Origin of the sequence: Streptomyces sp. MK7 (assembly GCF_032658145.1) — a bacterium.
Lineage (GTDB): Bacteria > Actinomycetota > Actinomycetes > Streptomycetales > Streptomycetaceae > Streptomyces > Streptomyces spiralis.
Genome location: NZ_JAVACL010000004.1, coordinates 260,250 through 286,108 on the forward strand (window position 1 = coordinate 260,250; position 25,859 = coordinate 286,108).

At 70.3% G+C, this 25,859-nt stretch carries 24 protein-coding genes; 16 read left to right on the top strand and 8 right to left on the bottom strand.

Annotated features, from left to right (window positions below; all coding sequences use genetic code 11):
• Positions 1 to 323 precede the first annotated feature (323 nt).
• The 3 genes from R2S09_RS07925 to R2S09_RS07935 all read left to right on the top strand — a co-directional run bounded on the left by R2S09_RS07925 (position 324) and on the right by R2S09_RS07935 (position 4,266).
• Positions 324 to 1,799: a DUF2079 domain-containing protein gene (locus R2S09_RS07925; protein WP_316740245.1), complete on the top strand. Its 1,476-nt coding sequence runs from the start codon at positions 324 to 326 to the stop codon at positions 1,797 to 1,799.
• Positions 1,800 to 1,979: 180 nt separating this feature from the next.
• Positions 1,980 to 3,071 carry a glycosyltransferase gene (locus tag R2S09_RS07930; protein ID WP_316740246.1) on the top strand — a complete coding sequence of 364 codons (1,092 nt, stop codon included), beginning with the start codon at positions 1,980 to 1,982 and terminating at the stop codon, positions 3,069 to 3,071.
• 481 nt (positions 3,072 to 3,552) lie between these two features.
• On the top strand, positions 3,553 to 4,266 hold the full coding sequence (locus R2S09_RS07935) for a hypothetical protein (protein ID WP_316740247.1): 714 nt from the start codon (positions 3,553 to 3,555) through the stop codon (positions 4,264 to 4,266).
• Positions 4,267 to 4,471: 205 nt separating this feature from the next.
• Here the strand turns inward: R2S09_RS07935 and R2S09_RS07940 are convergent, their stop codons facing one another.
• Positions 4,472 to 5,089, bottom strand: coding sequence for a tetratricopeptide repeat protein (locus R2S09_RS07940; RefSeq protein ID WP_316740248.1), 618 nt, complete (start codon positions 5,087 to 5,089; stop codon positions 4,472 to 4,474).
• Positions 5,090 to 5,459: 370 nt separating this feature from the next.
• On the opposite strand from R2S09_RS07940, the gene R2S09_RS07945 reads away from it, so the two are divergent.
• Positions 5,460 to 5,636 (top strand): hypothetical protein, encoded by a 177-nt coding sequence (locus R2S09_RS07945; protein ID WP_316740249.1) that lies wholly within the window; start codon positions 5,460 to 5,462, stop codon positions 5,634 to 5,636.
• Between the two features lie 163 nt (positions 5,637 to 5,799).
• On the opposite strand, the gene R2S09_RS07950 is transcribed toward R2S09_RS07945, so the two are convergent.
• Both R2S09_RS07950 and R2S09_RS07955 read right to left on the bottom strand, forming a co-directional pair.
• The gene (locus R2S09_RS07950; protein ID WP_316740250.1) at positions 5,800 to 6,246 is read right to left on the bottom strand and encodes a hypothetical protein; all 447 of its coding nucleotides are present in this window, start codon (positions 6,244 to 6,246) and stop codon (positions 5,800 to 5,802) included.
• 131 nt (positions 6,247 to 6,377) lie between these two features.
• Entirely contained in the window at positions 6,378 to 7,589 is a 1,212-nt protein-coding gene (locus tag R2S09_RS07955; protein ID WP_306186118.1) for a pyridoxal phosphate-dependent aminotransferase, read from the bottom strand.
• Positions 7,590 to 7,714: 125 nt separating this feature from the next.
• Between R2S09_RS07955 and R2S09_RS07960 the strand changes: the two genes are divergently transcribed.
• Entirely contained in the window at positions 7,715 to 8,581 is an 867-nt protein-coding gene (locus tag R2S09_RS07960) for a hypothetical protein (protein WP_316740251.1), read from the top strand.
• A 460-nt stretch (positions 8,582 to 9,041) separates the two neighbouring features.
• Positions 9,042 to 9,914, top strand: coding sequence for a serine protease (locus tag R2S09_RS07965; protein ID WP_306189595.1), 873 nt, complete (start codon positions 9,042 to 9,044; stop codon positions 9,912 to 9,914).
• Between the two features lie 37 nt (positions 9,915 to 9,951).
• Here R2S09_RS07965 and R2S09_RS07970 read toward each other — a convergent pair whose 3' ends face one another.
• Together R2S09_RS07970 and R2S09_RS07975 are read right to left on the bottom strand one after the other, a co-directional pair.
• Positions 9,952 to 11,601: a D-aminoacylase gene (locus R2S09_RS07970; RefSeq protein ID WP_316740252.1), complete on the bottom strand. Its 1,650-nt coding sequence runs from the start codon at positions 11,599 to 11,601 to the stop codon at positions 9,952 to 9,954.
• Positions 11,602 to 11,669: 68 nt separating this feature from the next.
• Positions 11,670 to 12,950 (bottom strand): alanine racemase, encoded by a 1,281-nt coding sequence (locus tag R2S09_RS07975; protein WP_306189593.1) that lies wholly within the window; start codon positions 12,948 to 12,950, stop codon positions 11,670 to 11,672.
• Between the two features lie 148 nt (positions 12,951 to 13,098).
• On the opposite strand from R2S09_RS07975, the gene R2S09_RS07980 reads away from it, so the two are divergent.
• The 5 genes from R2S09_RS07980 (at position 13,099) to R2S09_RS08000 (ending at position 17,737) form a co-directional block, all read left to right on the top strand.
• Positions 13,099 to 14,169 (top strand): sugar kinase, encoded by a 1,071-nt coding sequence (locus R2S09_RS07980; protein ID WP_306189592.1) that lies wholly within the window; start codon positions 13,099 to 13,101, stop codon positions 14,167 to 14,169.
• Entirely contained in the window at positions 14,166 to 14,951 is a 786-nt protein-coding gene (locus tag R2S09_RS07985) for an IclR family transcriptional regulator (protein WP_306189591.1), read from the top strand. The genes R2S09_RS07980 and R2S09_RS07985 overlap by 4 nt, the downstream gene beginning before the upstream one ends.
• Positions 14,948 to 15,358 carry a RidA family protein gene (locus R2S09_RS07990; RefSeq protein ID WP_306189590.1) on the top strand — a complete coding sequence of 137 codons (411 nt, stop codon included), beginning with the start codon at positions 14,948 to 14,950 and terminating at the stop codon, positions 15,356 to 15,358. The genes R2S09_RS07985 and R2S09_RS07990 overlap by 4 nt, the downstream gene beginning before the upstream one ends.
• A 126-nt stretch (positions 15,359 to 15,484) precedes the next feature.
• The gene (locus R2S09_RS07995; protein ID WP_316740253.1) at positions 15,485 to 16,960 is read left to right on the top strand and encodes a gluconate:H+ symporter; all 1,476 of its coding nucleotides are present in this window, start codon (positions 15,485 to 15,487) and stop codon (positions 16,958 to 16,960) included.
• Between the two features lie 90 nt (positions 16,961 to 17,050).
• Complete coding sequence (locus R2S09_RS08000) at positions 17,051 to 17,737, top strand: hypothetical protein (RefSeq protein ID WP_316740254.1); 687 nt, start codon at positions 17,051 to 17,053, stop codon at positions 17,735 to 17,737.
• On the opposite strand, the gene R2S09_RS08005 is transcribed toward R2S09_RS08000, so the two are convergent.
• The 3 genes from R2S09_RS08005 to R2S09_RS08015 form a co-directional block, all read right to left on the bottom strand.
• Positions 17,724 to 19,031, bottom strand: a complete 1,308-nt coding sequence (locus tag R2S09_RS08005) for a hypothetical protein (RefSeq protein ID WP_316740255.1) — start codon at positions 19,029 to 19,031, stop codon at positions 17,724 to 17,726. The genes R2S09_RS08000 and R2S09_RS08005 overlap by 14 nt on opposite strands.
• A 55-nt stretch (positions 19,032 to 19,086) precedes the next feature.
• Positions 19,087 to 19,611, bottom strand: a complete 525-nt coding sequence (locus R2S09_RS08010; protein ID WP_316740256.1) for a SigE family RNA polymerase sigma factor — start codon at positions 19,609 to 19,611, stop codon at positions 19,087 to 19,089.
• A 141-nt stretch (positions 19,612 to 19,752) separates the two neighbouring features.
• A complete protein-coding gene (locus tag R2S09_RS08015; protein ID WP_316740257.1) occupies positions 19,753 to 21,453 on the bottom strand; it encodes a glycoside hydrolase family 18 protein in 1,701 nt (566 codons plus the stop codon).
• 633 nt (positions 21,454 to 22,086) lie between these two features.
• On the opposite strand from R2S09_RS08015, the gene R2S09_RS08020 reads away from it, so the two are divergent.
• The 5 genes from R2S09_RS08020 (at position 22,087) to R2S09_RS08040 (ending at position 25,846) form a co-directional block, all read left to right on the top strand.
• Positions 22,087 to 22,911, top strand: coding sequence for a hypothetical protein (locus R2S09_RS08020; RefSeq protein WP_316740341.1), 825 nt, complete (start codon positions 22,087 to 22,089; stop codon positions 22,909 to 22,911).
• Positions 22,912 to 23,031: 120 nt separating this feature from the next.
• Positions 23,032 to 23,739, top strand: coding sequence for a Flp pilus assembly protein CpaB (gene cpaB, locus R2S09_RS08025; RefSeq protein WP_306189584.1), 708 nt, complete (start codon positions 23,032 to 23,034; stop codon positions 23,737 to 23,739).
• Positions 23,740 to 23,752: 13 nt separating this feature from the next.
• Positions 23,753 to 25,009, top strand: coding sequence for an AAA family ATPase (locus R2S09_RS08030; RefSeq protein ID WP_316740258.1), 1,257 nt, complete (start codon positions 23,753 to 23,755; stop codon positions 25,007 to 25,009).
• Complete coding sequence (locus R2S09_RS08035) at positions 25,006 to 25,467, top strand: pilus assembly protein (RefSeq protein ID WP_316740259.1); 462 nt, start codon at positions 25,006 to 25,008, stop codon at positions 25,465 to 25,467. The genes R2S09_RS08030 and R2S09_RS08035 overlap by 4 nt, the downstream gene beginning before the upstream one ends.
• 1 nt (position 25,468) lies before the next feature.
• The gene (locus R2S09_RS08040; RefSeq protein ID WP_306189581.1) at positions 25,469 to 25,846 is read left to right on the top strand and encodes a TadE/TadG family type IV pilus assembly protein; all 378 of its coding nucleotides are present in this window, start codon (positions 25,469 to 25,471) and stop codon (positions 25,844 to 25,846) included.
• Positions 25,847 to 25,859 lie beyond the last annotated feature (13 nt).

Sequence of the window (25,859 nt, forward strand, 5' to 3'; positions counted from 1 at the left end):
CGGCGTGCGCACCCGGCTCCCACCCCACCGGCGCGTGTCACGGTCTCACGAGAGGGGGAACGGGAACGCGATGGTGCACAAGGAGAAACCGACCTGCTTCGGGACCCCGGACCGGCGTCACTCGGTTCAGCTTTGGCCGGGTAGCGCGCCCGTGTGGCAGCCTTCGATGGAGAAAATCAGAACAAGCGACATTTGTCAGGCCGCGTCCGATCGGTGGATTTGACCCATACCCTGCGCCGGATCGAAGCGCCTTCTTCCCAGCTGGATGGCATCTTGTGACCGCTCCGCAGATGTGATCCACTCCCGGACGAAAGGCGTTTGGCATGCAATCACCGACCGTGCGCGGTGTCGCGCTGCCTCAGCAGCCGGCCGCAGCGGAGAAGGTGGAGGAGACGTCACCGCCTCGCGTGCGTCTGTCATCCGCGTGGTGGGTCTGGGCGCTGGCGGGCTCACTGTTTGCCGTCTACTCAGCCGTGTCGTTGCGCCTCCATCAGCGCATGCTGTCCCATAGCTACGATCTGGGCATCTTCGAACAGGTGATTCGCTCCTACGCATCGGGGCATCTGCCGGTGTCGGAGCTCAAGGGGCCGGACTTTCCGGCCCTGGGAGACCACTTCTCCCCGATTCTCGTTCTTGTGGCGCCGTTCTACCGAGTATGGTCGTCACCCGAATGTCTGCTCGTGGTGCAGGCGGCACTGCTGGCGGTAAGCGTGGTGCCCCTCGCCTTTTGGGCCCGCAAAGCCCTCGGTGACTCCGCGGCTCGGGTCATCGCCGTCTGCTATGGCCTTTCCTGGGGAATCGCAAGTGGTGTCGGCTTCGACTTTCATGAAGTGGCCTTTGCGGTTCCGCTGATCAGCTTCTCACTGGCCGCACTGTCGCTGGGCAGGCCCAGGACCGCGGTGGCCTGGGCCCTGCCACTGCTCCTCGTGAAAGAGGACCTCGGTCTCACCGTGGCCGCGATCGGCCTGTTGATCGTGTGGCGCGGAGACCGCCGGCTCGGTCTCCTCACAGCGGCGGCCGGCCTGATCGGAACGGCGCTGTGTCTCCTGGCCATCCTGCCGGCCATCAACCCGAGCGGGACGTTCGGCTACTGGTGGTTGGCCGACAGCCCGCAGGGCACTGCCGGCTCGGGAGGCGGACTGGCCGGATTCCTGTACAAGAGCACGATCGGCCTCATCACGCCCGAGACGAAGCTGACCACGTTCGTGCTGCTGCTGGCGCCGACCTTGTTCCTGGCGCTCCGGTCCTCGCTGATGCTGATCGCGGTACCCACCCTGGCGTGGCGGTTCCTCTCGAGCAACTCGGTGCACTGGGGCACCGACTTCCACTACTCGATGGTGCTGATGCCCATCGTCTTCGCTGCCTTCATCGACGCGCTTTCCCTTCGCCGTTCGAACCGCGGAAGCATGCGGCGCTATCTGCTCGGGTCTGCTGCCGTCGCTCTCCTGATCCTGCCGAACTTTCCCTTGTGGCAGCTGGTCCAGCCGGAAACGTGGCGAACGAGCCCACGGGTTGCCCTCGCCCACAAGATCATGGAAAGCATTCCTGACAATGCGACGGTCCAGGCCTCGACCCTTCTGGTGCCGCAACTCACCAACCGCACCAGCGTGAGCGTCTACGGCTGGTACAGCAGTCGCCCCCACCCTGACTGGATCATGGTGGACACGTGGGTGCCCACGAGCATGCGGTGGCCGCAAAGCTGGGCGGCGGAACAGCAGTCGCTGGCGCAGGCCAAGGCCCATGGCTACCGCACCGTCGTCGATGAGCAGGGCTTCATCCTGCTGCGCCGCCGGACGTGACCGTCGCACATCGATGACCACATCACACGTCCTGGCACCGGGAGTTGCCGATGTGCCAGGTCGTCGACCCTACGTCCATGAAGGCGGCAGCCGGTGAGTTCACCGTTACCGCTCTCCTCTTCGCGATCCCTTCGAACTCACATGGTTGGTGAAGCAGTGAAGCCGTCCATCTGCCTGTGCATGATCGTCAAGAACGAGGCAGCCGTGATCGAACGCTGTCTGTCCTCCGTCCGCGACCTGATCGACACCTGGGTCATTTCGGACACCGGGTCGACTGACGGAACCCAGGGGCTCATTCGTGCCGCCCTGGAGGGGATCCCAGGTGAACTGCACGAGGAGCCCTGGGTCAACTTCGGCCACAACCGGTCACTGAACATCCGGCACGCCCGAGGAAAGGCGGACTACCTCCTTCTGCTGGATGCCGATCACGTCCTGCGCAGGGAAGGTCCTCTGCCGCGACTGACCGCCGACGCCTATATGATCCGCCACGAGGGTGCCACCGAATACCGCATCAAGCGCCTGGTGCGTGGAAGCCTTCCGTGGCGTTACGAAGGCGTCACTCACGAATACATCGACACCGACGGACACCACACCAGAGACAACCTCGACGCGCTCGTCATCGAAGACCACGCGGACGGCGGAAGCCGTCATGACAAATTCGAGCGCGACGCACGTCTGCTCAGCGCCGAACTGGAACGGGACCCGAGCAACACACGAACCGTGTTCTACCTCGCGCAGACCATGCGGGACATGGGCAACTCGGCCGAGGCCATTCGGCTGTACGAGCGGCGGGCCGAGATGGGCGGTTGGGGAGAAGAGGTTTACTACTCGCTGCTTCAGGCCGGCGTCCTGTACGCGGAAACGGGTAAGTGGCCCAGGGCCATGGACGCGCTCTCCGCAGCCTGGCAGTCACGGCCCCAGAGACTGGAGGCCTGCTACGAACTCGCGTCGCGACTGCGGAAACGAGGTCACCACCAGGTGGCTCACGCAGTCGTACGCACCGCGCTGGACAGGAGAATGCCCGACGACATCCTCTTCGTTTATCCGTGGGTCTACCGATGGGGGCTGCTCTTCGAATACTCCATCGCCGCCTACTGGGCGGGTGACGCAGCAGCGTCGCTGCGCGCCTGCGACCGCCTCCTGGCAATGTCCGATCTACCGGAAGCCGTTCGCAGGCAGACGCTCGACAACCGCCGCTTCCCCGCGGAACGCCTCCGCGGGATTCCCCAGCCGGTGGTCAAGAGGAAGGCCGAACGAAAGGCATCCGTCTGAAGGACGGCATCCCGCGGTAACGGCTCCCGTTCCATCCCCGGCACATTGCGCGGCGTCGGGCTGCGCGCCGGTCCGACCGGGCTCGGCCTGGTAGCCCACCTGCGTCAGCGGCGCCGTGCTCGACGTGGTCGGCGACATCCGCACCGGTTCTCCGGCGGCCGATGAGGAGGGATGCGGTCCGGCCCGGCATTGCGACGCGTCGTTGCGTCCAACTCGCGAAAGGGCTGGGGCCACGCCTTCATGGCGCTGGAGGACAACTCACCATTCTCCGTCTGCGCTCGCAGTGATAGACGTCCGGCGCCCTCGTTTGCCGAATGCCCGGGATAACGCAGAAGTCTGCACGGCTTTGACTCCGCCCGGGTGATCATCAATCGCGACACGGGCAAATGCGTAACCGTTCGCTCGCGGAAAGTTAAGAATCGTCTCATCCGGCGCCAAGGGCGACGGAACAAAAAAGGTAGGTCGGCCCGTGTGCGCTCGCATGCCATGGTTCGGCCCCTACGAGAATGTTGGTGAAGTTCTCTTGAACCAAAGAACAATTCGACGTTCGCGTCTGAAGTCCGCCACGCTGGTGTCGGCGGGGGCGCTTGCCGTCGCACTCAACGTCGTTCCGAACACCATGACCATCGCCGGCGCGGTCAGCATGTCCGGCGGCCCCATGAGGTCGGTCCAGGCAGGCGGCGGCGACTCGTGTTACGACTACGGCGAGCACGGCGACTACGGCCCCAGCGGTGACTGCCACGACGGCAAGCCCGGCAAGACGGGCCCCACCGGACCTCGGGGTGCCACGGGCCCGACGGGTCCGCGGGGTGACACGGGCCCGACGGGTCCGCGGGGTGACACGGGGCCGACGGGTGACAAGGGACCGACGGGTGACACGGGGCCGACGGGTGACAAGGGGCCGACGGGTGACACCGGCCCCGCCGGGAACCTCTCCACCTACGTTGTGCCTGGCAACGTAGTCTCCGAGGACGACGCCTTGTCGATTGCCCTCTGCGATGACAACGACCAGGTCACCGGCGGCGGATTCATCATCATGGGCCCCGGTAACAGCGGGAACGTGTCCATGAGCATCCCGATCAAGGCGACGCCCAGGGACGGGTGGGAGGCAAGCGCCAATCACCTTGCCGGTGCCAATACTGACGGGACGGATTCCACGATCCAGGCCTTCGCGGTCTGCGCCAGGGTGCCGTAGCACCCAGGTGAGCGGCGGCCTGGTGCCGTCGGTCCGCTGAACCTGGACATGCCCGATGGTGCCCCGAGGCTTCGGCCTCGCGGGCACCATCGGCGTTCACTGCCCCGGTGCCGGAAATTCGGTGGCGGAACCGCCTGACCGACCAGCGGAAGGCCGCCGCAGCGTGCGGCGGCCTTCCTCATGGCGAAGGGTGTCGCGATCGACGTCATCCGGTGGTCTCTGTGCGGTGCGGAGTCGGCGGGGGACCGACGGACCCCCGGAGTCGTTCCGGTACCTGGGGAAGCAGCGAAGGATCGGCCGCGACGGCGCGGCGAAACTGCTGCGTGGCCTCGTGGTCACTGCCCTGCTCGGCCAGGAGGAGACCGAGTTGCATACGGATCGCGGTCGCCTTCGGCTCGGCCTCCGTGGCGCGCTTCAGCAGTTTCACGGCCTGATCGGGTCGACTCGACTTCAGCAGCGTCGCCTCGCTGAACAGAGCCGAGGTGAACGACGGGTCGATCTTCAAAGCTCTTTCGTACGCTGCCTGGGCATCCCCCATGTTGCCGTTCTGCTGAGCGAGGACACCCAGTCCGTACCACGCGACCTTGCTGCGCGGGTCCAGTTCCAGTGCCCGCCGGTAGGCCCGGGAAGCACCAGGAAAATTCTGTTTCCGCTGCTGTTCGAGTGCGGTCTGCAGAAGTGTTTCCACCTGCTCGGTCCGGACCACCGGCGGGGCTTTTGACTCGGGATGCGCGGCCGAGTCCGGTTGAGTGGCCCAGATACACGCCCCGGCGGCAACCGCTGCCAGGCCTGCGGCCCCTGCCCACAAACGCTTGTGTTTCACTTTGTCACATCTCGTGGAATGGTGAGGGAGACGGAGGTGGCTGGTTTTCTTCGGTCGAAACCGAAATTGTCGGAGCTCTCTCCGGGAGCCGACAGTACTGAAGCCCGAGCCACCGTCATTGCCGCCGACGTTACGAGGGCGCCCCGGCCAAGACTCCGTTCGGCAGGGTTGAGAGGTCTGCGGACCACCCGAATGCACGCCGCCTCCCATACATGTGGAGTAGACCTCCGGTGGGGCACACCGCGCATGTACGCGGCTTCTTCGGCGTGCGCGGGTGTGCGAGCCGACCTCCTTCGTGGTGCGCGGCCGTATGGCCGGGTCAGCTCGGGGGTACCCGGGAGTCACCCCGGTGAAGGAGGGTGATCAGGGCATGGCTGGAGATGGTGACTTCTACAAGCACGACCGCCCGGAGACCCCGGACCTGGCGGAGGACCGTCCGCGCGGCGGCGGCCCGGAAGAGCCGCAGGGCCGCGGGAACTGGCCGGTCTGGATGATCGTGCTCGCGATCCTGGTGGCGTTCGTCCTCTTTGTGGTGATCTTTGGCTGACGCGTACTCGTCAGGATGCCCGCCGTAGCTCACCCGGAATCCGGAGGACCGGAGGACCGAAGGGCGGGTCAGGAGGTCCCGGCCTGCGGCCGCCGCGATCGCCGGCACGGTGTGATGGCGCCCGGTCCGCGCGTCGCTGCGGGTGCACGCGGACCGGGGCCGTTCATGAGGCGGCGCCACTCAGCTCCTGGTGCTCTCCCCGCTCGGCGGCGGCCGCGTGCGCGTCCATCCGCTCGGCCGCCAGGATGGCCGCCGCGGTGTCCGCCCGGGACGCGGCGACGACGAGGGCGCGACCGGCGAGCGCGTGCGCCCTCTGGTGCAGCGCCGCCGCCTCGGCCGGACCCTGGCCGACGGCACCGGCGGTCATCGACGCGCGGACCGGGGCACGCCCCGCGCGCAGCCGGGTCACCTGGCCGGCGAGGCGCTCGGCCGCCGTGTCCAGGTCGGCGGAGGGGGTCATGGCGCGCAGCTCGTCCGTGGTGGCGAGCAGGGCCGCGAGATGACCCGCGAGCTGGATGTCCAGCTCCTCCTCCCGGGAACGGTGGGGGAAGTCGGAGGTGGTGCCGGCCATCGTGCTGTGGACCGACTTGGTGCGGATCGGTTCGTACATGGTGGATGGCCTCCTGTGCTCTGACAGAAGGCATCCTAGCTTAGAATCCGTCTAAAGTTGAGTCGGTTCGCGCAGCTGGGTCGTAAGGGCACCGTGAGTGAATGCGAGCATTGACCGGCGCCGGCCGTGACTCAGGGCTGGCTGTACCCGTCCAGGAAGGTGCCGATCCGGCCGACCGCGTCGCGCAGGTCGCCGACCGAGGGCAGCGTGACGACCCGGAAGTGGTCCGGCTCGGGCCAGTTGAAGCCCGTGCCCTGCACGACCATGATCTTCTCCCGGCGCAGCAGGTCCAGGACCATCCGACGGTCGTCCCTGATCTTGAAGACCTTGGGGTCCAGGCGCGGGAAGAGGTACAGCGCCCCCTTGGGGCGTACACAGGTCACCCCCGGGATCTGGGTGAGCAGCTCGTAGGCGACGTCAAGCTGCTCCTTGAGCCGGCCGCCCGGCAGGACCAGGTCCTTGATGGACTGCCTGCCGCTGAGCGCCGCGACCACGCCGTGCTGTCCCGGCATGTTCGCGCACAGACGCATGTTGGCCAGGATCGTCAGGCCCTCGATGTAGGAGTCGGCGTGGGCGCGCGGGCCGGAGATCGACATCCAGCCGACCCGGTAGCCGGCCACCCGGTACGCCTTGGACATGCCGTTGAAGGTCAGCGTCAGCAGGTCGGGCGCTATCGCGGCGGTCGGGGTGTGGGTGGCGCCGTCGTAGAGGATCTTGTCGTAGATCTCGTCGGAGCACACCAGCAGGTTGTGCCGGCGGGCGATGTCCGTCAGGCCCTTGAGCACGGACGGGTCGTAGACCGCGCCCGTGGGGTTGTTCGGGTTGATGATGACGATCGCCTTGGTGCGGTCGGTGACCTTGCGCTCCACGTCGGCGAGGTCGGGCATCCAGTCGGACTGCTCGTCGCAGCGGTAGTGGACGGCGGTGCCGCCGGACAGCGAGACGGCGGCCGTCCACAGCGGGTAGTCCGGTGCCGGTACGAGCACCTCGTCGCCGTCGTCCAGCAGCCCCTGCATCGCCATCACGATCAGCTCGGAGACGCCGTTGCCGATGAACACGTGCTCGACGTCGGTCTCGATGCCGAGGGTCTGGTTGTGCATGACGACCGCGCGGCGGGCGGCCAGCAGGCCCTTGGCGTCGCCGTAGCCGTGGGCCGTGGAGACGTTGCGGAGGATGTCCTCCAGGATCTCCGGCGGGCAGTCGAAACCGAAGGCGGCCGGATTGCCGGTGTTGAGCTTGAGGATGCGGTGACCCGCCGCCTCAAGCCGCATGGCCTCCTCGAGAACCGGGCCCCGGATCTCGTAACAGACATTGGCGAGCTTGGTCGACTGGATCACCTGCATGTCTGGGAGCTTACGGCTTGGTAACGCCCCATGGGTCGTGTTATCCGCCACGCGAGACGGCCGGAAAGGGGGATTACCGGCGGTAGCTGTCCCATGAGCCCCTCGGGTACCTAGGATTTCAGGCCATGTCCATGCCTCCGCAGACTCCTGGTGTCCCCCACTCGGGTGACGGGCCCCAGGAGCCGCCGAACGTGTACCACCCGCAGGCCGCGCCGACCCCGGCGTACGAGGAGTACGCCGACCCGGCGGCCGCCCATGGATGGCAGACCGCGTACGACGAGACACGGGAGCTGCCCCCGGTGCCGGGCGAACCGTCCTCGGTCGAGAGACGGCCGGGTGCGGAGCGGCACGAGGGCGCGGAACAGTACGGCGGGGTCGGACAGTACGGCGGGGCAGTACCGTACGGCGCTGCGGAGCCGTATCCCGGTCAGGAACCGGACAGCGGTGCCGAGCCGCACGGCGGTCCGGAGCCGGGCGGCCGCGCGGAGACGGCCGGCGGTGTGGAGCCGGCCGGCGGGCGGCGGGCGCGGCGGGCGGAGCAGCGGCGCGGTGCCCGGCGGTCGCGGCGCGCGGTGGTCGCCGCCGGGGCCGTGGGGGCCGTGTCCCTCGCCGTGATCGCCGGTTTCTCGGCGCTGAACTCGTCGGGGAGCGGATCGCGGGGCGACCGGGAGCACGGGGGGTCGACGGCCGGCACGGACACGGCCGCGAGCGACACCCCGTCCGCGGGGTCCCCGCAGGACCCGGCGTCGGCCGGCGTCCCAGGGGCCTCTGCCTCGGACGAGGGTCGTAGCTCCCCGGCCGCCACGTCGAGCGCGGACGCCACCGCGTCGCAGAGCGCCCCGGGCTCCCGGACGAGCGCGGCGCCGTCCCCGTCGGGTTCCACCTCCAGCACCTCGGCCACCGCCCCGACGCCGACGCCCACCCCCACGTCCAGCGCACCGGGTTCCGTCGGCCGCGGTCACGGGGGCCACGGCGGCGGGCACTGGCACTAGGGCCCTTCGTTTGGATCACGCCGGGCTCGCGGCCGCTGGCACCGCGCCTCGCCGCGTTGTCGTCGGTTGCCATGGCTCCGCCATGACGCCTCCTCCGCCTTGCGATGCTCCCTCACTGCCTGAATGGCGTGGGAGGTGCCCCCAGCACCAGACCCCGCTCCCTGATCCGGCCTGATCCAAACGAAAGGTCCTAGGTGTCCTAGGTCGTGTCTCGACGTCCGACGGCTCGGCACCTCCTGACGGCCCGTCGCCTGAAGGCCCGTCGCCTGAAGGCCCGTCGCCTGAAGGACCGTCGCCTGACGACCTCCCGCCCGACGACCTCCCGCCTGACGACTTACAGCCTGTCGGCTTCGGCCTGACGGCTTCTTGTGGCCGTCCCCTCGCGCTATCACAATGCGCATGACAAGACAGGCGACCGGAAGATCTCCGGCCGCCCGCGTCTGAAAGAGGGGACCCCCACATGAACAAGCCTCTCCTCGCCACGCTCGCGACCCTGGTGATCACCGGGGCGGGCATGGCACCCGCGGTCGCCGCCACGCAGACCGGCGGTGCGGCGCCCGCGCCCGCGACGAAGACGGCCGGCGCGGCGCCCGCGCTCAAGGCCGTCGACTTCGCCGGCACCGTCGCGCTGAGCAACTGCTCCGGCTCTCTCATCCGCTTCCCGGCCTCCGCGGACAGCGACCCGGCGCTCGTGCTCACCAACGGCCACTGCCTGGAGACCGGCTTCCCGGAGCCCGGCGAGGTCATCGTCGGCCAGTCCTCCAGCCGCTCCTTCGGCCTGCTCAACTCGGCCGGCACCCGGGTCGCGACGCTGCGCGCCGCCAAGGTCGCCTACTCGACCATGACCGACACGGACGTCACGATCTACCAGCTCACCCGCACCTACGCGCAGATCCGCGGCTCCTACGGCATCTCCGCGCTGACCCTGAGCGACACCCACCCGGTCGCGGGCACGTCCATCAAGGTCGTCTCCGGCTACTGGAGGCGCGTCTACAGCTGCAGCATCGACGGCTTCGTCTACCGCCTGAAGGAGGGCGACTGGACCTGGAAGGACTCCGTCCGCTACACCTCCGCCTGCGACACCATCGGCGGCACGTCGGGCTCGCCCGTCGTCGACACCGCCACCGGCAAGGTCGTCGCCGTCAACAACACCGGCAACGAGGACGGCGAGCGCTGCACGGTGAACAACCCGTGCGAGGTCGACGAGAGCGGCAACGTCACCGTCCGGCAGGGCATCAACTACGCCGAGGAGACGTACCAGATACCGGCCTGCTTCACCACCGGCAACAGGCTCGACCTGAACGCGAGCGGCTGCGTCCTGCCCAAGCCGTAGCCCTGCCGAGGGCCGTACTGTGCGCCGCGGCGGGCGGTCACGCCGGAGTACCGCGGACCGCCCGCCCCGCCAGCACGTCCGTGCGCCGCCCGTCCTCGATCACGAACCGGCCGTCGATCAGGACGTACGGGATTCCCGTCGGCAGTGCGCGCGGCTGTTCGAAGGTGGCGCCCGGTGCGACCGTGGCCGGGTCGAAGAGGACCAGGTCGGCCCGGTGGCCCTCGCGGACGATCCCCCGGTCCGGCAGCCGCAGCCGGGCCGCGGGGCGGCCGGTGAGGTGCGCGACGCACTCCTCCAGCGACAGCACGCCCAACTCCCGCACGTACCGGCCCAGATACTGCGGGAAGGTGCCGTAGGCGCGCGGATGCGGCTTGGTGCCCTGGAGGATGCCGTCGGAGCCGCCGGTGTGCACGCGGTGGCGCATGATCGTACGGACGTTCTCCTCGTGGCCGACGTGCTGGAGGATCGTCGTGCCGAGCCGGTCGTCGGTCAGGAGGCGGCGGGCGACCGTCCAGGGACTCTCGCCGCGCCGGTCCGCCGAGGCCCGGACGGTGTGGCCGACGTACTCCGCGAGCGCGGGCGCGGTCACCCCGGAGACCTCGATCGTCTCCCACTCCACCGGCACACCGTGGCAGCCGTCGGAGCCGGTGACCTCCAGATGGTGGCGGATCCGCTCGGCGGTCGCCTCGTCGGTGAGCCGCTTGAGGATCTGCTCCGGGCCGCCCTCGCTCGCCCAGCTCGGCAGCAGGGCGACCAGGGTGGTGCAGCCGGGGGTGTAGGGATAGGTGTCGAGGGTGATGTCGGCGCCGGCGGCGAGCGCGTCGTCCAGGAGCGCCAGCAGCTCGGGGGCCCGGCCCTTGTTCGGGCCGAAGTTCATGGTGGCGTGCGCGAGGTGCAGCGGGCAGCCCGCCTCGCGGGTGAGGGACACCATCTCCTCGTAGGCCTCGAGCGCCCCGGCGCCGTAACTGCGGTGGTGCGGGCAGTAGTAGCCGCCGTGCGCCGCCACCACCCGGCACAGCTCGGTCAGTTCGGCGTCCTTCGCGTACATCCCGGGCGTGTAGGTGAGCCCGGAGGACATGCCGACGGCGCCCTGCCGCATACCGTCGGCGACCAGGTGCCGCATCCGGTCCAGCTCCGCGGGCGTGGCCTCGCGGTCCTCCCAGCCCACGGCGAGCGCGCGGACCGTGCCCTGCGGGATCAGATAGGCCGCGTTGACGGCGATGCCCTCACCGCCGAAGCCGTGGTCGAGCCGGTCCAGGTACTCGCCCACCGAGCGCCAGCCGAAGTCGATGTCGTCGCCGTACCCGTTCCAGCCGGTGATCGCCCGGCGCACCTCCTGAAGGGTGCGGTCGTCGACCGGCGCGTACGACAGCCCGTCCTGGCCGATCACCTCCAGGGTGACGCCCTGCGCGGCCTTGGCGCTGTGGTCGGGGTCGCGCAACAGGGCGAGGTCGCTGTGGGCGTGCATGTCGATGAAGCCGGGGGAGAGGACCAGGCCCTCCGCGTCCAGCTCCCTCCGTGCACGGGGCCGCTGGCAGCCGGCCGCCGCGGCCTCCTTGACGATCGACACGATCCGGCCGTCCTTGATCGCCACGTCGGCGCGGCAGGAGGGCGCGCCGGTGCCGTCGACGACGTCCGCGTCACGGATGACGAGATCGGTGAGGTCGGCGAGTTCGACCGGATCCATGGGGGTCTCCTCCCGGTGCTTGTGGCTTGTGGCCTGTGGAAGAACGCCTCTGGCTTCTGCCCGGGCTTCTAGAAGAACGTGCGGATGTAGTCGACGACCGTGCCGTCCGCCTGTGCGACCGGGATCAGCGGCCACTTGTCGAAGGACGTGCACGGGTGCGACAGGCCCATGCCGATCCAGTCGCCGACCTCCAGGCCGGCCTCCGGCGTGGTGCGCAGCCAGGTGTGCTGGTCGGACAGCCCGGTGACGGTGATGCCGGTGGCCAGGCGTTCGCCGCCGCCGTCGCCGCCCCTGCGTACCACCTGGGCGAAGGGCAGGTCGAGGTCGTAGGCGGCGTCCCGCTTGCCGGCGTTGGCGAAGGCCTGCTCGGCGGTGGGACGGGAGACGACCTGCGCCCACAGGCGGAAGGCGGGCTCCAGGGCACCCTCCTCGGGGACGCGGTTGAAGGGGGTGATCTTCCGGTAGTGGCCGTCGTCGTGCGAGACGTACGCGCCCGAGCGCAGCAGCTTCAGCACCGGCAAGGACAGCGCGGGGATCTCGGCGAACACGTCGGCCACCGCGTCGAACCAGGCGCTGCCGCCCGCGCTCACCACGATCTCGTCGGTCCCGGTGAACCGCCCGGCCTTGTCGAAGTCCACGGCGAGGGCGACGAGCCGGCGCAGCCACGATCGCACCCGCTCCGGGTCCGCCTGCGGGACCTCGCCCTCGTACCCGGCGACCCCCACCAGCCGCAGGGTCCCGGTGGCCGCCACCGCGTCGGCGACGGCCGCGCACTCCGCCTCCGTACGGATCCCGGTGCGCGCGCCCTCGCCCGCGCCGAGCTCCACGACCACGTCCACCGCACGCGCGGCCCCGGCCTCCCGCAGCGCGGCGTCCATCAGTTCGACGCCGCGCACGGAGTCGACGTAGCAGACGAAACGGAAGGACGGGTCGGCGGCCAGCTCGGCGGCGATCCAGCGCAGGGCGGCCGGGTCCACCAGCTCGTTGGCCAGGAAGACCCGCTCGACGCCGAACGCCCGTGCGACGCGCACCTGATGCGGTACGGCGAGCGTGATGCCCCACGCCCCGTGCTCGATCTGCCGGTGGAAGAGCCGGGGCGCCATGGAGGTCTTGCCGTGCGGTGCGAAGGCGAGGCCGTGGCGGGCCGCGTACGTCTCCATCAGCCTCAGGTTGTGCTCCAGGTGCTCGGCGGACAGCGCGAGCACGGGCGTGGCGAAGCCGTCGGCGAAGAGGTTGCGGCGCTGGGCGGCCAGCTCGCCGACGGTCAGCCCGTCCGCGTCCGGCGGGAGTCCCTTGAACCGGTGGTCGACGCGTTCCTCGGCCAGGCGGGCGAGCGCCTCACTCTTCATGGGACCTCCCTGATCAGGTGCGTTGCATATAATGCAATGCTCATTGCATGTGTCGCTTACTGCTGTCTAACATCCTGGCCACACGAGGTCAACGAACGGAAGTCCCGCGACCATCACCTCACTCACCTCCCGAGGAGCCACGAGCATCGTGACCGTCACCGGACCCTGCAACAGCCCCGGCGTCGTGGACGTCGTCGCGCTCGGCGAGTCCATGGTCACGTTCCTGCCCACCCGCCCCGGCCGCCTCGCCGACGTACCGTCGTTCGAACGCGCCATCGGCGGCGCCGAGTCCAACGTGGCCTGCACGCTCGCCGCCGCCGGGCACTCCGTGCGCTGGGTCGGCCGGGTCGGCGCGGACGGCTTCGGCGACCATCTGGTGGAGACGATCGGCTCCTACGGCGTCGACGTCTCGGCCGTACGGCGCGACCCGGCCCGCCCCACCGGCATCTACTTCCGCACCGCCGGGGACCGCGCCACCGACGCCCACGAGGTCGCCTACTACCGGGCCGGTTCGGCGGCCTCCGCGATGGCGGTCGGCAACGTCGACACGGCGGCGCTCGGCGCGTGCCGCGTGCTGCACCTGTCGGGCATCACGGCGGCGCTCTCCGACGACTGCCTCGCGCTGATGCGCGCGCTGACGGCGCCCCGCCCCGGACGCCCGCTGGTCTCCTTCGACGTCAACTTCCGGCCCGGACTGTGGCGGGACGCCGACGGGCCGGGGGTGCTGCTGGAGCTGGCGCGCCGCGCCGACCTGGTGTTCGTCGGCGACGACGAGGCCCGTGAGGCCTGGGGACTTCACGGTGGCCGGGCCGTCCGGGAGGCGCTGCCCGAGCCGGAGACCGTCGTCGTCAAGCACGGCGCGGGCGGAGCGACCGCGTTCGACAGGAACACCGACGGCCTGGAGGACGGCGACGGCCACGCGACGTTCGTCCGGGCCCCCGAGGTCGACGTCGTCGCCCACGTCGGCGCCGGGGACGCCTTCGCCGCCGGCTTCCTGTCCGCCACCCTGCGCGGGCTGCCCGTACGCGACCGGCTGCGCCACGGCCACCTCATGGCCGCCGCCGCGCTCACCGTCCCCGGAGACCTCGCCGCGCCCGCCGCCCGCGACCACGCCGACCGGCTGACCGCCCTCGACGAGGACGCGTGGGGGAGACTTCGACTCGGCCCCGGCTGGACGGGCACCGCACAGGGGGCCGAGGAGGAGGTACGTACGCCATGAGCCAGACCGTCGACCGCGCGCTGAGCATCCTGCCGCTGCTCGCCGAGGGGCCCGCCGACCTCGGACAGGTCGCCGACCGCCTCGGCGTCCACAAGTCCACCGCCCTGCGGCTGCTGCGCACCCTCCATGAGCACGGCCTGGTCTACCGCCAGTCCGACCAGCGCTACCGCCTCGGCGCCCGCCTCTTCGCCCTCGCCCAGGAGGCGATGGAGAACCTCGACATCCGCGAGATCGCCCACCCGCACCTGACCCGGCTGAACGAGAGCTGCGGACACACCGTCCACCTCGCCGTGTACGAGGAGGGCGAGGTGCTCTACATCGACAAGGTGGAGAGCCGCTACCCGGTGCGCATGTACTCGCGGATCGGCAAGCCGGTCGCCATCACCGTGGCCGCCGTGGCCAAGCTGCTGCTGGCCGACCTGCCCGAGGCCGAGCGCCGCGCCGTCGCGGAGAAGCTCGAGTACCCCCTGTACACGGCCCGTTCGACACCCAACGCCGCTGCTTTCCTCAAGGAGTTGGCGACGGTGCGCGAACAGGGCTGGGCCACCGACCTCGGTGGCCACGAGGAGTCCATCAACTGCGTCGCCGCCCCCGTCCGGGGCGCCGACGGCCGGGTGGTCGCCGCGATGTCGGTCTCCGCGCCGAACGTCGTCGTCACCGCCGAAGAACTCCTCACCCTGCTCCCGCTGGTGCGCCGTACCGCGGACGCCATCAGCGGCGAGTACTCCGGGAGAACCCCCGTGACCACCCCCGCGACCACCCCAGACAGGGACACCGCATGACCGAGAAGACCGCGCTCACCCCCAAGACCCACACCACCCCGCCCGCGAAGTTCTCCCACGGTGTGAAGAAGGGCAACATCCTCCAGGTCGCCGGACAGGTCGGCTTCCTGCCCGCCGAGGAGGGCAAGCCCCCCACGCCCGCCGGCCCCACCCTGCGCGAGCAGACCCTCCAGACCCTCGCCAACGTCAAGGCGATCCTCGAAGAGGGCGGCGCCGGCTGGGACGACGTGATGATGATCCGCGTCTACCTCACGGATGTGGACCACTTCGCCGAGATGAACAGCATTTACAACGCCTACTTCGAGGAGCAGGGCCTGACCCGGCCGCCCGCCGCGCGCACCACGGTCTACGTCGGACTGCCCGCGGGACTCCTCATCGAGATCGACGCGCTCGCCGTCCTCGGCTGACGCCGCTCTCCCCTCCCCCACCCCCCTCAGCACCGCCTGCACGGCCCGGCGCCCACCATCCCCCGGGCGCCGTGCCGCGATCCGCCCTGCCCGAAAGCCGAATGTACTTACCCAGAGGACCCCCCTATGTCCCATCCGCTCGCCGCCCCCGCTCCCGCCGCACCACCCCACACCGGAGGGCTGCTCCTCCTCGTCGACGGCACCACCGGACTCCTGCTGGTCGCCGCCCTCGGCATAGCGCTGCTGCTCTTCCTGATCATGAAGGCGAGACTCCAGCCGTTCGTGGCGCTGCTCGCCGTCTCCATAGCCGTCGGCCTGCTCGCCGGTCTGTCCGTCACCGAACTCTTCGGCACCGTCCAGCGCTCCGACGCCGTCTCCACCATCGAGTCCGGCATGGGCGGCATCTTGGGCCATGTCGCCGTCATCATCGGCCTCGGCACCATGCTCGGCGCGATCCTCGAAGTCAGCGGGGGCGCGGAAGTGCTCGCCTCCCGCCTGCTGGGGCTCTTCGGTGAGCGGCGCGCACCCCTGGCCATGGGTCTGACCGGTCTGATCTTCGGCATCCCGGTCTTCTTCGACGTGGGCATCTTCGTGCTCGCGCCCCTCGTCTACGCCGCCGCCAAGCGCAGCGGCAAGTCGATCCTGCTGTACTGCCTGCCGCTGCTCGCGGGCCTGTCCATGACGCACGCGTTCCTGCCCCCGCACCCGGGTCCGGTGGCCGCGGCCGGCCTGCTCCACGTGCAGCTCGGCTGGATCATCCTCATGGGCATCGTCTGCGGCATCCCGGCGGTGCTGGCCGCCTGGGCGTACTCCGCGTGGATCGGCAGGCGGATCTTCGTCGAGGTGCCGCAGGACATGGTCGAGGCGGCGGACGAGGCCAAGCGCGCGGTCCTGGAGGAGCAGCGACGCTCGGGCGTACGGCCCCAGGAGCAGCCGGTGGCGCTCGCGACGGTTCTCGGCATCATCGGTACGCCCCTGGTGCTGATCCTCGCGGCCACCTTCTCCTCGGTCGCCCTGGACCCGTCCACGGGCCGGTCGGTGATCGAGTTCTTCGGCCACCCGTTCGTGGCGCTGACGATCGCGCTGCTGCTGGCGTACTACCTGCTGGGCATCCGCCGGGGCTGGTCCCGCAAGTCGCTGGAGACGGTGTCCACGGCGTCCCTGAAGCCGGTCGGCAACATCCTGCTGGTGGTCGGCGCGGGCGGGGTCTTCGGCGCGGTCCTGAAGGCGAGCGGGGTCGCCCAGGCCCTGTCGGACACCTTCAACGGCGTGGGCCTGCCGGTGATCGTGCTCTCCTACCTGATCTCGCTGGTGCTGCGGGTGGCGCAGGGTTCGGCGACGGTGGCGATCGTGACCACGGCGGGCATCGTGGCCCCGCTGCTGGCCGAGGGCCACCACTCGCAGGCCTTCGTCGCCCTGGTCATCATGGCGATCTCGGCCGGCTCGATCTTCGCCTCGCACGTCAACGACGGCGGCTTCTGGATGGTGGCGAAGTACTTCGGCATCAGCGAACGGGACACGCTGAAGACATGGACGGTGCTGGAGAGCGTGCTGTCGGTCGCGGGCTTCGCGGTGGCCGCCGTGCTGAGCGTGTTCGTGTGAGCGGGTGTCAGGTGGTGCCGTTGTAGGCATCCGATAACGAAGTAGGGGCTGGCTGTGCCGGGCACAGGATCGTCGACCATACTGCCCGCTGTGGAGCAGCGCATAGGTTCGAGCAGCCAGCCCCTGAAGAACGAGCCCGTGACGGGCGCCGGATTCGACCCGGCGTTCATCCCCGGCCTCACGCCCCCGGCGACCGACGAGCCGGACGACGCGAAGCCGGAGGGCGCGACGCCGGAGGACGCCAGGCCGGACGGCACGAAGCCGGAGCCGGAGGAGGCGAGCGCGGAGGCCGGGGAGGCCGCCGCCGAAGGCCCCGAGGAGCCCGCGGCGGAAGGGGCCGAGGAGCCCGCCGCTGACGACGAGGCTCCCGACGGCCCCGTCTTCGAGGCCGCCGACCGCCGCGCCCGGATCGTCGCCGACCACCGGGGCGTACGTCTCGGCCTGGACGACCAGGAGTGCGAGTTCCGCTGGGACGAGATCGGCGCCGTGGAGACGGCGACGCCACGCTTCGGCAAGCGGTTCACGATCACCGTGCACACACCGGAGCGCCGCTGGTACCCCATCGAGATCGAGGCACCCTCCAGGTCCCGCTTCGGCGAGTGGGAGAGCCGGCTGGACGAGGTTCTGGACGCCTACTTCGACGACGGTGAGGCGGACGACCAGGACGGCGCGGCGGACGAGTCCGGCGCGGCGGAGCAGGACCAGGCCTCCGGAGAGGCGGACCAGGACCACCCCTCCGGCGCGGCGGACGAGGACACGGCGATCAGCCGATCTTGAGCCACTTCTGGTCGGTGGCGATCGCCTCCAGCTGCTTCATGGTCAGGGCCGGGGCCTGACGGGTCGCCGGGGTGTTCTGCGCACCGGAGTTGAAGGCGCTGATGACCACACGGCGGCCGTCGGGCCGGATGGTGTCCACGGTCCACATGACGATCCCGGCGATGCCCTTCTCGCCGTCCTGCTTGCGCCGGACGACCTTGGTCCCGTCGGGCAGGGTCCTGGTCCCGGGCCCGAAGAGCTGATCCTCCACGTCCCGCATGTCCGGCTGGACGTTGATCTGCACCAGGCTCTTGCCCCGGCCGTCGTCGACGACGACGTACCCGAACTCGTAGTCGTCCGACCGGCTCCGGGAGACGACCTTCACGCCGTGCGGCATCAGTCGGGCGAGCGTCGCCGGGATCGAGCCGTGGTGGGCCGTCGTCGCGCTCGGCGCGGCGGTCATCCGGGGATCGACGGGGATGGCGCCCGCGGCGGCACGCCATTCGGGCGCGGTGACCAGCGTCTTCAACTGCTCGGCGGACAGCGGCGGTTGGGCGCGGGTGACGGGCGAGTCCTTCTCGGTGGCGGCGTTCCACTCCTGCACGCTGACGTGCGCGCCCGCCGGCGTCACGAGTTCCGCGCGCCACAGCTTCGTTCCGCTGCGCTTGTTCGGGTACTCGTAGCCCTTGAGGATCATCAGGGCGGAACCGTCGGACAGCTTGGTGCTGGTGCAGCTGTCGTAGGCGATGTACACCCGGTCGGGGCACTCGGTGGTCTGGGCGGCCTCCTGGCTGCGGGGCTGTACCAGACCCAGGGACAGGGCGATGGCGGCCTTGCCCCGGCCGTCGTCGTACACGACCTGGGCGAAGGGGCTCGGGTAGGCCCCGGGTCCGTCCGTCTCATCGGTGCCGCGGCCGGTCGTGTCGGTGAACTTTCCCTTCGGCAGCAGCTTTTCGAGGGTGCGGACCAGCTCGTCGCCGGAGACGCCGGAGCCGGCGGACCCGGGCGCGGCGGCTCCGGAGGCGCCGGAGCCGGCCCGCCCCGAGGACGGGCCCCCGGCCACGGACCGCCGGCCGCCGCCGTCCCCCTGCCCGCCGGGCAGGACCAGGGCGCCGCCCACCCCGATGAGCGCGACCGCGGCCACACCGCCCGCGACGGCGGCCCGTCGCCGCGCCCGCAGCCGCCGCCCGCGCGCTTGACCGCCGGCGGCCAGCTCCTGCTGGTCGGTCGCGAACGTGGTGCCGGCGTCGCGCAGGGCGTCGGCGAACCGTTCCTCGAAGGGGTCGTGGTGTTCGTCGTGGTGTTCAGCAGGCATGGCGAACCGCCGTTTCTGGGACGTTGGTCGATGATGCGTGCGCCGGAGGAGCGGGTCAGGGGCGGGCGTACTCGCCGAGGGCGTCACCGAGGAGCAGACGCAGCCGGGCGAGCGCGCGGACGCAGCGCGTCCGCACGGCGGCCGAGCTGGTGTTCATCACGGCGGCCGTCTCCTCGATGCTGCGGTCCTCCCAGTAGCGCAGGACGACCACCGCCCGGTCCTTGGCGGACAGCCGTCCGAGCGCGTCCAGCAGGGTCAGGCGCAGCGGAGCGTCACCGCCCGCGTCCGGCTCCGGGACCTCGGGGAGCACTTCGGTGGCGCGCTCCCGACGGCTGCTGTGACGGCGCCTGTGGGCGAGGAAGGTCCGGGTGAGGACGGTCTGCGCGTACCCGGCCGGATTGCCGACCCGGGAGATCCGGCCCCAGCGGACGTACACGCGCCCGAGGGTCTCCTGGACGAGGTCCTCGGCGAGATGGGTGTCCCCACCGGTGAGCAGGCAGGCGGACCGGTAGAGCTGCCCGGCACGCGCCGCGGCGAACTCCGGATACCCGTCGTGCCCCTCTCCCCGCCTCTGCCTCATGCGTCCCCGCTTCCCGCTCGTCTCCAGCACTCTCACCTCATTGATGCGCCGGACCCCCCGGAATGTTTCATCCGTCCGAGAACGCGGGCGACGCCCGGAACCCTGCGGGTCCGGGCGTCGCATCGGATCGGTGGGGTCAGGTTACGGCAGCGCGTGGACGTGGGCGCCGACCGAGTTGGACCAGGCGTTGCCGGCCGCGGCGTCCCAGTTGGTGGACCAGGTCATGGCGCCGCGCAGGTCGGGGTAGGTCTTCGACGGCTTGAAGGTGCCGCAGCCGGTGAGCTTGGTCAGGCAGTCCAGGGCGTTGTTGACGGTGGTCGGCGAGACATAGCCGCTGCCCGCGCCGCTGGGGGAGGCGGGGAGGCCGAGGCCCACCTGGGACGGGGCGAGGCCGCCTTCCAGCTGGATGCAGGCCAGGGCGGTCAGGAAGTCCACCGAGCCCTGCGAGTACACCTTGCCGTCACAGCCCAGCATCGAGCCGCTGTTGTAGTACTGGGTGTTGACGACCGTCAGGATGTCCTTGATGTTCAGGGCCGTCTTGAAGTAGCTGCCCGAGGTCGACTGCATGTCGATCGTCTGCGGCGCCATGGTGATGACGAGGTTGGGCCCGGCCTTCGCGGACAGGGCGCGCAGCGCCTGCGTCATATAGGTGGGGTTCAGGCCGTTCTCCAGGTCGATGTCGACGCCGTCGAAGCCGTACGTCTGCATCAGGGAGTAGACCGAGTCGGCGAAGTTCGTCGCCGATGCCGGGTCGCTGACCGACACCGTGCCCTTCTCACCGCCCACCGAGACGATGACCTTCTTGCCGGCCGCCTGCTTGGCCTTGATGTCCGCCTTGAACTGGTCGACGGTGTAGCCGCCCAGGCCCGCGGAGTCGAGGTTGAAGGTCACCGCGCCGGGCGTGGTCGTGGCGTCGGCGAAGGCGACCGCGATGATGTCGTAGGCGGAGGGGACGTCGGAGATCTTCTGGACGGTCGCGCCGTTGTTGAAGTTCTGCCAGTAGCCCGTCACCGCGTGCTTGGGCAGGCCGGTGACCGGGCCGGGGTCCCCGCTGCCCGCCGTCGTGGCCGTCACCGTCGCCGATTTCGCCGACTCGCCCGCCGCGTTGGTCGCCGTGACCTGGAAGGAGTACGACGTCGAGGCCGTCAGGCCGGTCACCGTCGCCGAGGTGCCCGTCACCGAGGCGACCTTGGTGCCGTTGCGGTAGACGTTGTAGCCGGTCGCGTTCGAGACCGTGCTCCAGGACAGGGACACCGAGGACGACGTCGTCCCCGTCGCCGTCAGGCCGGTCGGGGCCGCCGGAGCGGTCGGGGCCGGGTCACCGCCGCCACCCCCGTCCGGGCCGAACACCGAGACGTCGTCGGCGTAGTAGGCGGCCGTGCCGTACCAGCCGTGCAGGTAGATCGTCACCGACGTGGTCGAGGAGCCGGTGGTGAAGGTGGTCTGCAGCTGCTTCCAGGCCGGGGTGTCGGGCGTCCAGGTCGAGACGTCCGTGGTGCCCGTGCCGGTGGCGCCCAGGTAGGCGTACCCGCCCTGCACCCACGCGCTCAGCGTGTACGTCGAGTTGGGCTTGACCGCCACCGTCTGGGTGCACTGGGCGTTGTCCAGCCCCGCCGGCGTGGCCTTGAGCGCGGCCGAGCCGCTGTGCACCGGGGAGGAGACGGTTGTACCGCTGCCGGCCGAGCACGTCCAGTTGCCCAGACCCGACTCGAATCCGGCGTTCTTGGCGTTGTTGACGTCGGCCGCCGACGCCTGGCCGGCGCCCGCGAGGGAGAGGGCGACGGCCGCGGTCACGGCTCCGGACCAGATGCGCAGCGGCCGCAGCCGTCTGCTCGTGGGCATGCCTGGTACGCGGTCCACTGAGGCCTCCGGGGAAGGGAGAGGTGGGATGAGAGGGGAAGGGAAGCAGGGAGGAGCAGGGGGGAGCAGGGGGGACGGTGGCCACCGCTGGGGCCTTTCGTTTGGATCATGCCGGGCTCGCGGCCCCTGGCACCGCGCCTCGCCGCGTTGTCGTCGGTTGCCATGACTCCGCCATGACGCCCTCCTCCGCCTTGCGATGCACGGCACCAGACCCCGCTCCCTGATCCGGCCTGATCCGAACGAAAGGCCCTAGCCGTACAAGTTGGTCCAGACCAATTGCGTTGTCAAGAGGTCCAGACCAACTTCCCCGCAGCTGTCCGCGTTTGACACTCCTTCGGCCCGTGCACTCGGCTCAGGGTCAACGGCCGGACGCCGGGCCCACGCTTTCGGGCCGTTCCCGATGCTCAAGCTGCCCCGTTTTGCCGTGACTTGTGCAAGAGCGGTTGCCACCCAGCTACGGATTCGCTGTTCTCCGCTCACAGAGGCGTGGATACAGTGCTGAGGTAGTCACGCAGTGAAGTCAACTGAGTGCACTGGAGGAGCGACGACGGTGCACCGACGGGCGTCAAACGGGGAGCTGGCGTGTCAACTGCGATCGCTGTCACCAGCGCCGACATGGCGCTGCCCGCCCAGGACGAGCGCACCGTGCCCGCCGTCGTCCTCCAGGACCTGGACCGGCAGCCGCTGGAGCAGACCCTCGACGGCATGGCGGCCCTGCTCGACCAGCACGGACACGTGATCGTCGTCTGCTCGCCCGCCGTCCCCGACGGTGTCCAGCGCCGGCTGCACACCGTCCGCTCCCTGCTGGAGAGCGACCGTATCGCCCTGTTCCGCCCCGAACTGCCCCCGCTCGGAACCGCCGTCCTCGTCCGCCAGTTGAGGCAGCTGGCCTCCTGTGACCTCGGCCCCGGCGTCCTCGCCTCGGCGGGCCGCCTGCTCACCCACTACGTCCACTGCGGCGCCGTACTCAATTCCGTCACCCGCCTGGACCGCGTCCCCGTCGGGCTCAAGGCGCATGCCAAGTCCTGGGTGCCGGGCAGCCAGTTCGGCGTGATCGCCCACCCGGAGCCGCAGCTGGTGCGGATCGGGCCGGAAACCGTCCTCGCCGGGCCGGACTTCGCCACCTGGATGCTGGTCGCCAGGGGCCGGCTCCAGACCGACTGGATCGCCACCGCTCTCGCCCCGGCCTGGCGCGTGCTCGGACTGCGCGAGGCCGCGCTCCCGGCCGAGTCCGCCACCTGGTGGGGGACGGGAAAGCTCGTCGAGTTCTGCACCTACCTGCCCGACCTGTCCGTGCTGTACCAGCTGGTCACCTCGGTGCGCCAGAGCGTGTGCCACTGGTGCGGCATCGACGTCATCGGGGACCGCTGCGTCTTCTGCTCCGCCACACCGCCCGGTCTCGACAGGCCCGTCCAGCACAGTCACGCATCCCCGGGGTGAGCCGTGAGTCCTGAGCCGAGAGCCTGAGCCGCCTGCCAGGGTGAGCCCGCACCGCGGGCGTCACCGCCCCCCACCATCCGACCCCGCTCGACCGAGATCCCCGATGAGGTTGCACGGTCCATGAACTCCCGTCAGCGCCGCGGCGTGATACTCCTGCTCCTGTCCGTCATCTGCGCCATCGGCGCGTTCGCGGGCGTGCTCTCCGTGATCAGCGACGTCAAGTCCAAGGTCGGCCCCGAGGTCACCGCGTACCAGCTCAAGAGCGATGTGAAGCCGTACACGCCGCTGAACGCGAGCCAGTTCGAGAAGATCAGGATGCCCAAGCGGTGGCTGTCGCCCAACGCGGTCACCGACCTCGCCCAGATCCGGGGCAAGATCGCGGTCACCACGCTCCGGCACGGCTCTCTGCTCCAGAGCGACATGATCGTGAACCAGCCCGCCCTCCAGCCGGGGCAGCAGGAGGTCGCCATCATGATCGACGCGGCGACCGGCGTGGCCGGCAAGATCACACCGGGCTCCACGGTCAACGTGTACGCCACCTTCCCCGGACAGCGTCAGGGCGACCCTGCTCAGTCCAAGATCATCGTGACCGGTGCCAAGGTGCTCGACGTGGGCGAGATCACCGCGCTGGACCCGAACGCCGACAACAAGAGCCAGCAGTCCACCGAGACCGTCCCCATCACCTTCGCGCTCTCCACGATCGACGCCCAGCGCATCACCTACGCCGAGTCCTTCGCCCAGCGGGTCAGGCTCGCGCTGGTCGCGCCCGGCAGCGACACCAGCGTCCCGGCCAAGGACCGGACCTACGAACTCGCGAACGACAAGTGAGAGGCCCGCACGCATGCCCACCAGGATCCTCCCGGCAGTCGGCGACGCGGACGCGGTCCGGTCCCTCACGACACTGCTCAGCCAGCTCCCCGACGCGGAGCCGGTGAACCCTGTCGCCGACTCCACCCAGCTCGTCGACACCCTCGCGCGCCTGGCCGCCGAGTCCATCGACGAGCTGCCCGAGGTCGTGGTGGTCCACGAACGGATCGGCCCGGTACCGGCCCTGGAACTGATCCGCGAGGTCGCCCTGCGCTTCCCGGCGGTCGGCGTCATCCTCGTCACCTCCGACGCCAGTCCGGGCCTGTTCTCGGCCGCCATGGACTCGGGGGCACGGGGGCTCGTGGCCCTGCCCCTGAGCTACGAGGAGCTGGTCAGCCGGGTGCAGGCGGTGGCCCAGTGGTCGGTGGGGGTGCGGCGCCACCTCGGGCACGGCGGCGACGTGTTCACCGGGATCGGCGGCCGCGCGGTCACGGTGAGCGGCGCCAAGGGCGGCGTGGGAGCCACGGTCACGGCCATCCAGCTCGCCCTGGCCGCACAGGCCTCGGGGCACAGCACCGCCCTGGTCGACATGGACCTCCAGGCCGGTGACATCGCCTCCTACCTGGACGTGCAGTTCCGCCGCTCGGTCGTGGACCTGGCCGCCATCGCCGACATCTCCCCGCGGGTCCTGGCCGACGCCGTCTTCCGCCACGACACCGGCATGGCCCTGCTGCTCGCCCCCGGCGAGGGCGAACGCGGCGAGGAGGTCACCGACCGGGCGGCCCGCCAGATCGTCAGCGCCCTGCGCTCCCGCTACGAGGTCGTCGTCCTGGACTGCGGCGCCCAGATGAGCGGAGCGAGCGCGGCCGCCGTGGAGATGGCCGACACCGCCCTGCTGGTCACCACCCCGGACGTGGTCGCGGTGCGCGGCGCCAAGCGGACGGTACGGATGTGGGACCGGCTCCAGATCCGCAAGGCCGAGGAGACGACGATCGTCGTCAACCGCCACACCCGCGGTACGGAGATCCAGCCGCCGCTCATCCAGAAGATCACCGGCACGGCGGTGGCGGGCACGGCGATCCCCGCGAACTTCAAGGAACTCCAGGGCGCGGTCGACGCCGGCCGCATCCACGAGCTGGACAACAGGAGCACGGTCAAGCAGGCCCTGTGGGGCCTCGCGGGCGAGCTAGGGATCGTCAGGACGGCCGAGGGGGACCGCAAGGGCGGCGGCCGGCTGAAGGGCGACCGGGGGTCGGTGAGTTTCCGGCGGCGCAGGGGGGCGGGGGGATGAGGGGACGTGCCGTCGGTGCGGGGCGCCGGTTACGGCTGCGGCTCCGCTCGGACAGCGGTCTACGGCTGCGGCCCGGTTCGGACAGCGGTCTACGGCTGCGGCTCCGCTCGGACAGCGGGCAGGTCGCCATCGAGTTCCTCGGCATGGCGCCGACCATCGTCATCACGCTGGTGCTGCTGTGGCAGTGCGTGCTGCTGGGATACACGTACACGCTCGCGGGGAATGCTGCGGACGAGGCGGTGCGGGCGGGGGCGGTGGGGAAGGCATGTCAGCAGGCGGGCGAGAAGGATCTGCCGGGCGCGTGGCAGGACGGCGCCGACATCACCTGCGACGGGACAGGGACCGGCTACGTCCAGGCCACCGTCAGGCTCAAGGTACCGGTGCTGCTCCCCGGCCTGATCGGCTTCCCGATCCCGGTGACCGGCCACGCCGGAGCCGTGGAGGAGGTGCCGCACTGACATGCCGTACGCCCGCAGCTGCCGACGCAGGCACAGAGACGGCGATCGTGGTCAAGTCGCCATCGAGTACCTCGGGTTCATCCCGATCCTGATGCTGGTCGCCATGGCGGCCATCCAGATCGGACTCGTCGCCTACACCGCGTTGCAGGCAGGGACGGCCGCCCGGGCGGGTGCGCGTGCGGCCTCGCTGCAGCAGAGCGCCCAGCAGGCCTGCGCCCAGGCGGTCAGCAGCTGGCTCGCGAGCGGTACCACGTGCGAGGCCTCGCCCGGCGACGACACCGTCAAGGTCACCGCCACCGTCCACATCCCGTCGATCATCCCTCTCTGGGACCCCATCGGCGACGCCCACAAGACCGCCACCATGCCGCTCGACCACTGACCGAGGACGAGGA

Bases quoted from the DNA above. Each gene is read 5' to 3' on its own strand.
- R2S09_RS07970 (WP_316740252.1), bottom strand. From the start codon at position 11,601: ATGGATCCGGTCGAACTCGCCGACCTCACCGATCTCGTCATCCGTGAC.
- R2S09_RS08030 (WP_316740258.1), top strand. From the start codon at position 23,753: ATGCCCACCAGGATCCTCCCGGCAGTCGGCGACGCGGACGCGGTCCGG.
- R2S09_RS08040 (WP_306189581.1), top strand. From the start codon at position 25,469: ATGCCGTACGCCCGCAGCTGCCGACGCAGGCACAGAGACGGCGATCGT.
- R2S09_RS07945 (WP_316740249.1), top strand. From the start codon at position 5,460: ATGGCTGGAGATGGTGACTTCTACAAGCACGACCGCCCGGAGACCCCG.
- R2S09_RS07985 (WP_306189591.1), top strand. From the start codon at position 14,166: ATGAGCCAGACCGTCGACCGCGCGCTGAGCATCCTGCCGCTGCTCGCC.
- R2S09_RS08010 (WP_316740256.1), bottom strand. From the start codon at position 19,611: ATGAGGCAGAGGCGGGGAGAGGGGCACGACGGGTATCCGGAGTTCGCC.
- R2S09_RS08005 (WP_316740255.1), bottom strand. From the start codon at position 19,031: ATGCCTGCTGAACACCACGACGAACACCACGACCCCTTCGAGGAACGG.
- R2S09_RS07950 (WP_316740250.1), bottom strand. From the start codon at position 6,246: ATGTACGAACCGATCCGCACCAAGTCGGTCCACAGCACGATGGCCGGC.
- R2S09_RS07995 (WP_316740253.1), top strand. From the start codon at position 15,485: ATGTCCCATCCGCTCGCCGCCCCCGCTCCCGCCGCACCACCCCACACC.
- R2S09_RS08020 (WP_316740341.1), top strand. From the start codon at position 22,087: ATGGCGCTGCCCGCCCAGGACGAGCGCACCGTGCCCGCCGTCGTCCTC.
- R2S09_RS08015 (WP_316740257.1), bottom strand. From the start codon at position 21,453: ATGCCCACGAGCAGACGGCTGCGGCCGCTGCGCATCTGGTCCGGAGCC.
- R2S09_RS07990 (WP_306189590.1), top strand. From the start codon at position 14,948: ATGACCGAGAAGACCGCGCTCACCCCCAAGACCCACACCACCCCGCCC.
- R2S09_RS07965 (WP_306189595.1), top strand. From the start codon at position 9,042: ATGAACAAGCCTCTCCTCGCCACGCTCGCGACCCTGGTGATCACCGGG.
- R2S09_RS07955 (WP_306186118.1), bottom strand. From the start codon at position 7,589: ATGCAGGTGATCCAGTCGACCAAGCTCGCCAATGTCTGTTACGAGATC.
- R2S09_RS07975 (WP_306189593.1), bottom strand. From the start codon at position 12,950: ATGAAGAGTGAGGCGCTCGCCCGCCTGGCCGAGGAACGCGTCGACCAC.
- cpaB (WP_306189584.1), top strand. From the start codon at position 23,032: ATGAACTCCCGTCAGCGCCGCGGCGTGATACTCCTGCTCCTGTCCGTC.
- R2S09_RS07925 (WP_316740245.1), top strand. From the start codon at position 324: ATGCAATCACCGACCGTGCGCGGTGTCGCGCTGCCTCAGCAGCCGGCC.
- R2S09_RS07930 (WP_316740246.1), top strand. From the start codon at position 1,980: ATGATCGTCAAGAACGAGGCAGCCGTGATCGAACGCTGTCTGTCCTCC.
- R2S09_RS07960 (WP_316740251.1), top strand. From the start codon at position 7,715: ATGTCCATGCCTCCGCAGACTCCTGGTGTCCCCCACTCGGGTGACGGG.
- R2S09_RS08035 (WP_316740259.1), top strand. From the start codon at position 25,006: ATGAGGGGACGTGCCGTCGGTGCGGGGCGCCGGTTACGGCTGCGGCTC.
- R2S09_RS07935 (WP_316740247.1), top strand. From the start codon at position 3,553: ATGCCATGGTTCGGCCCCTACGAGAATGTTGGTGAAGTTCTCTTGAAC.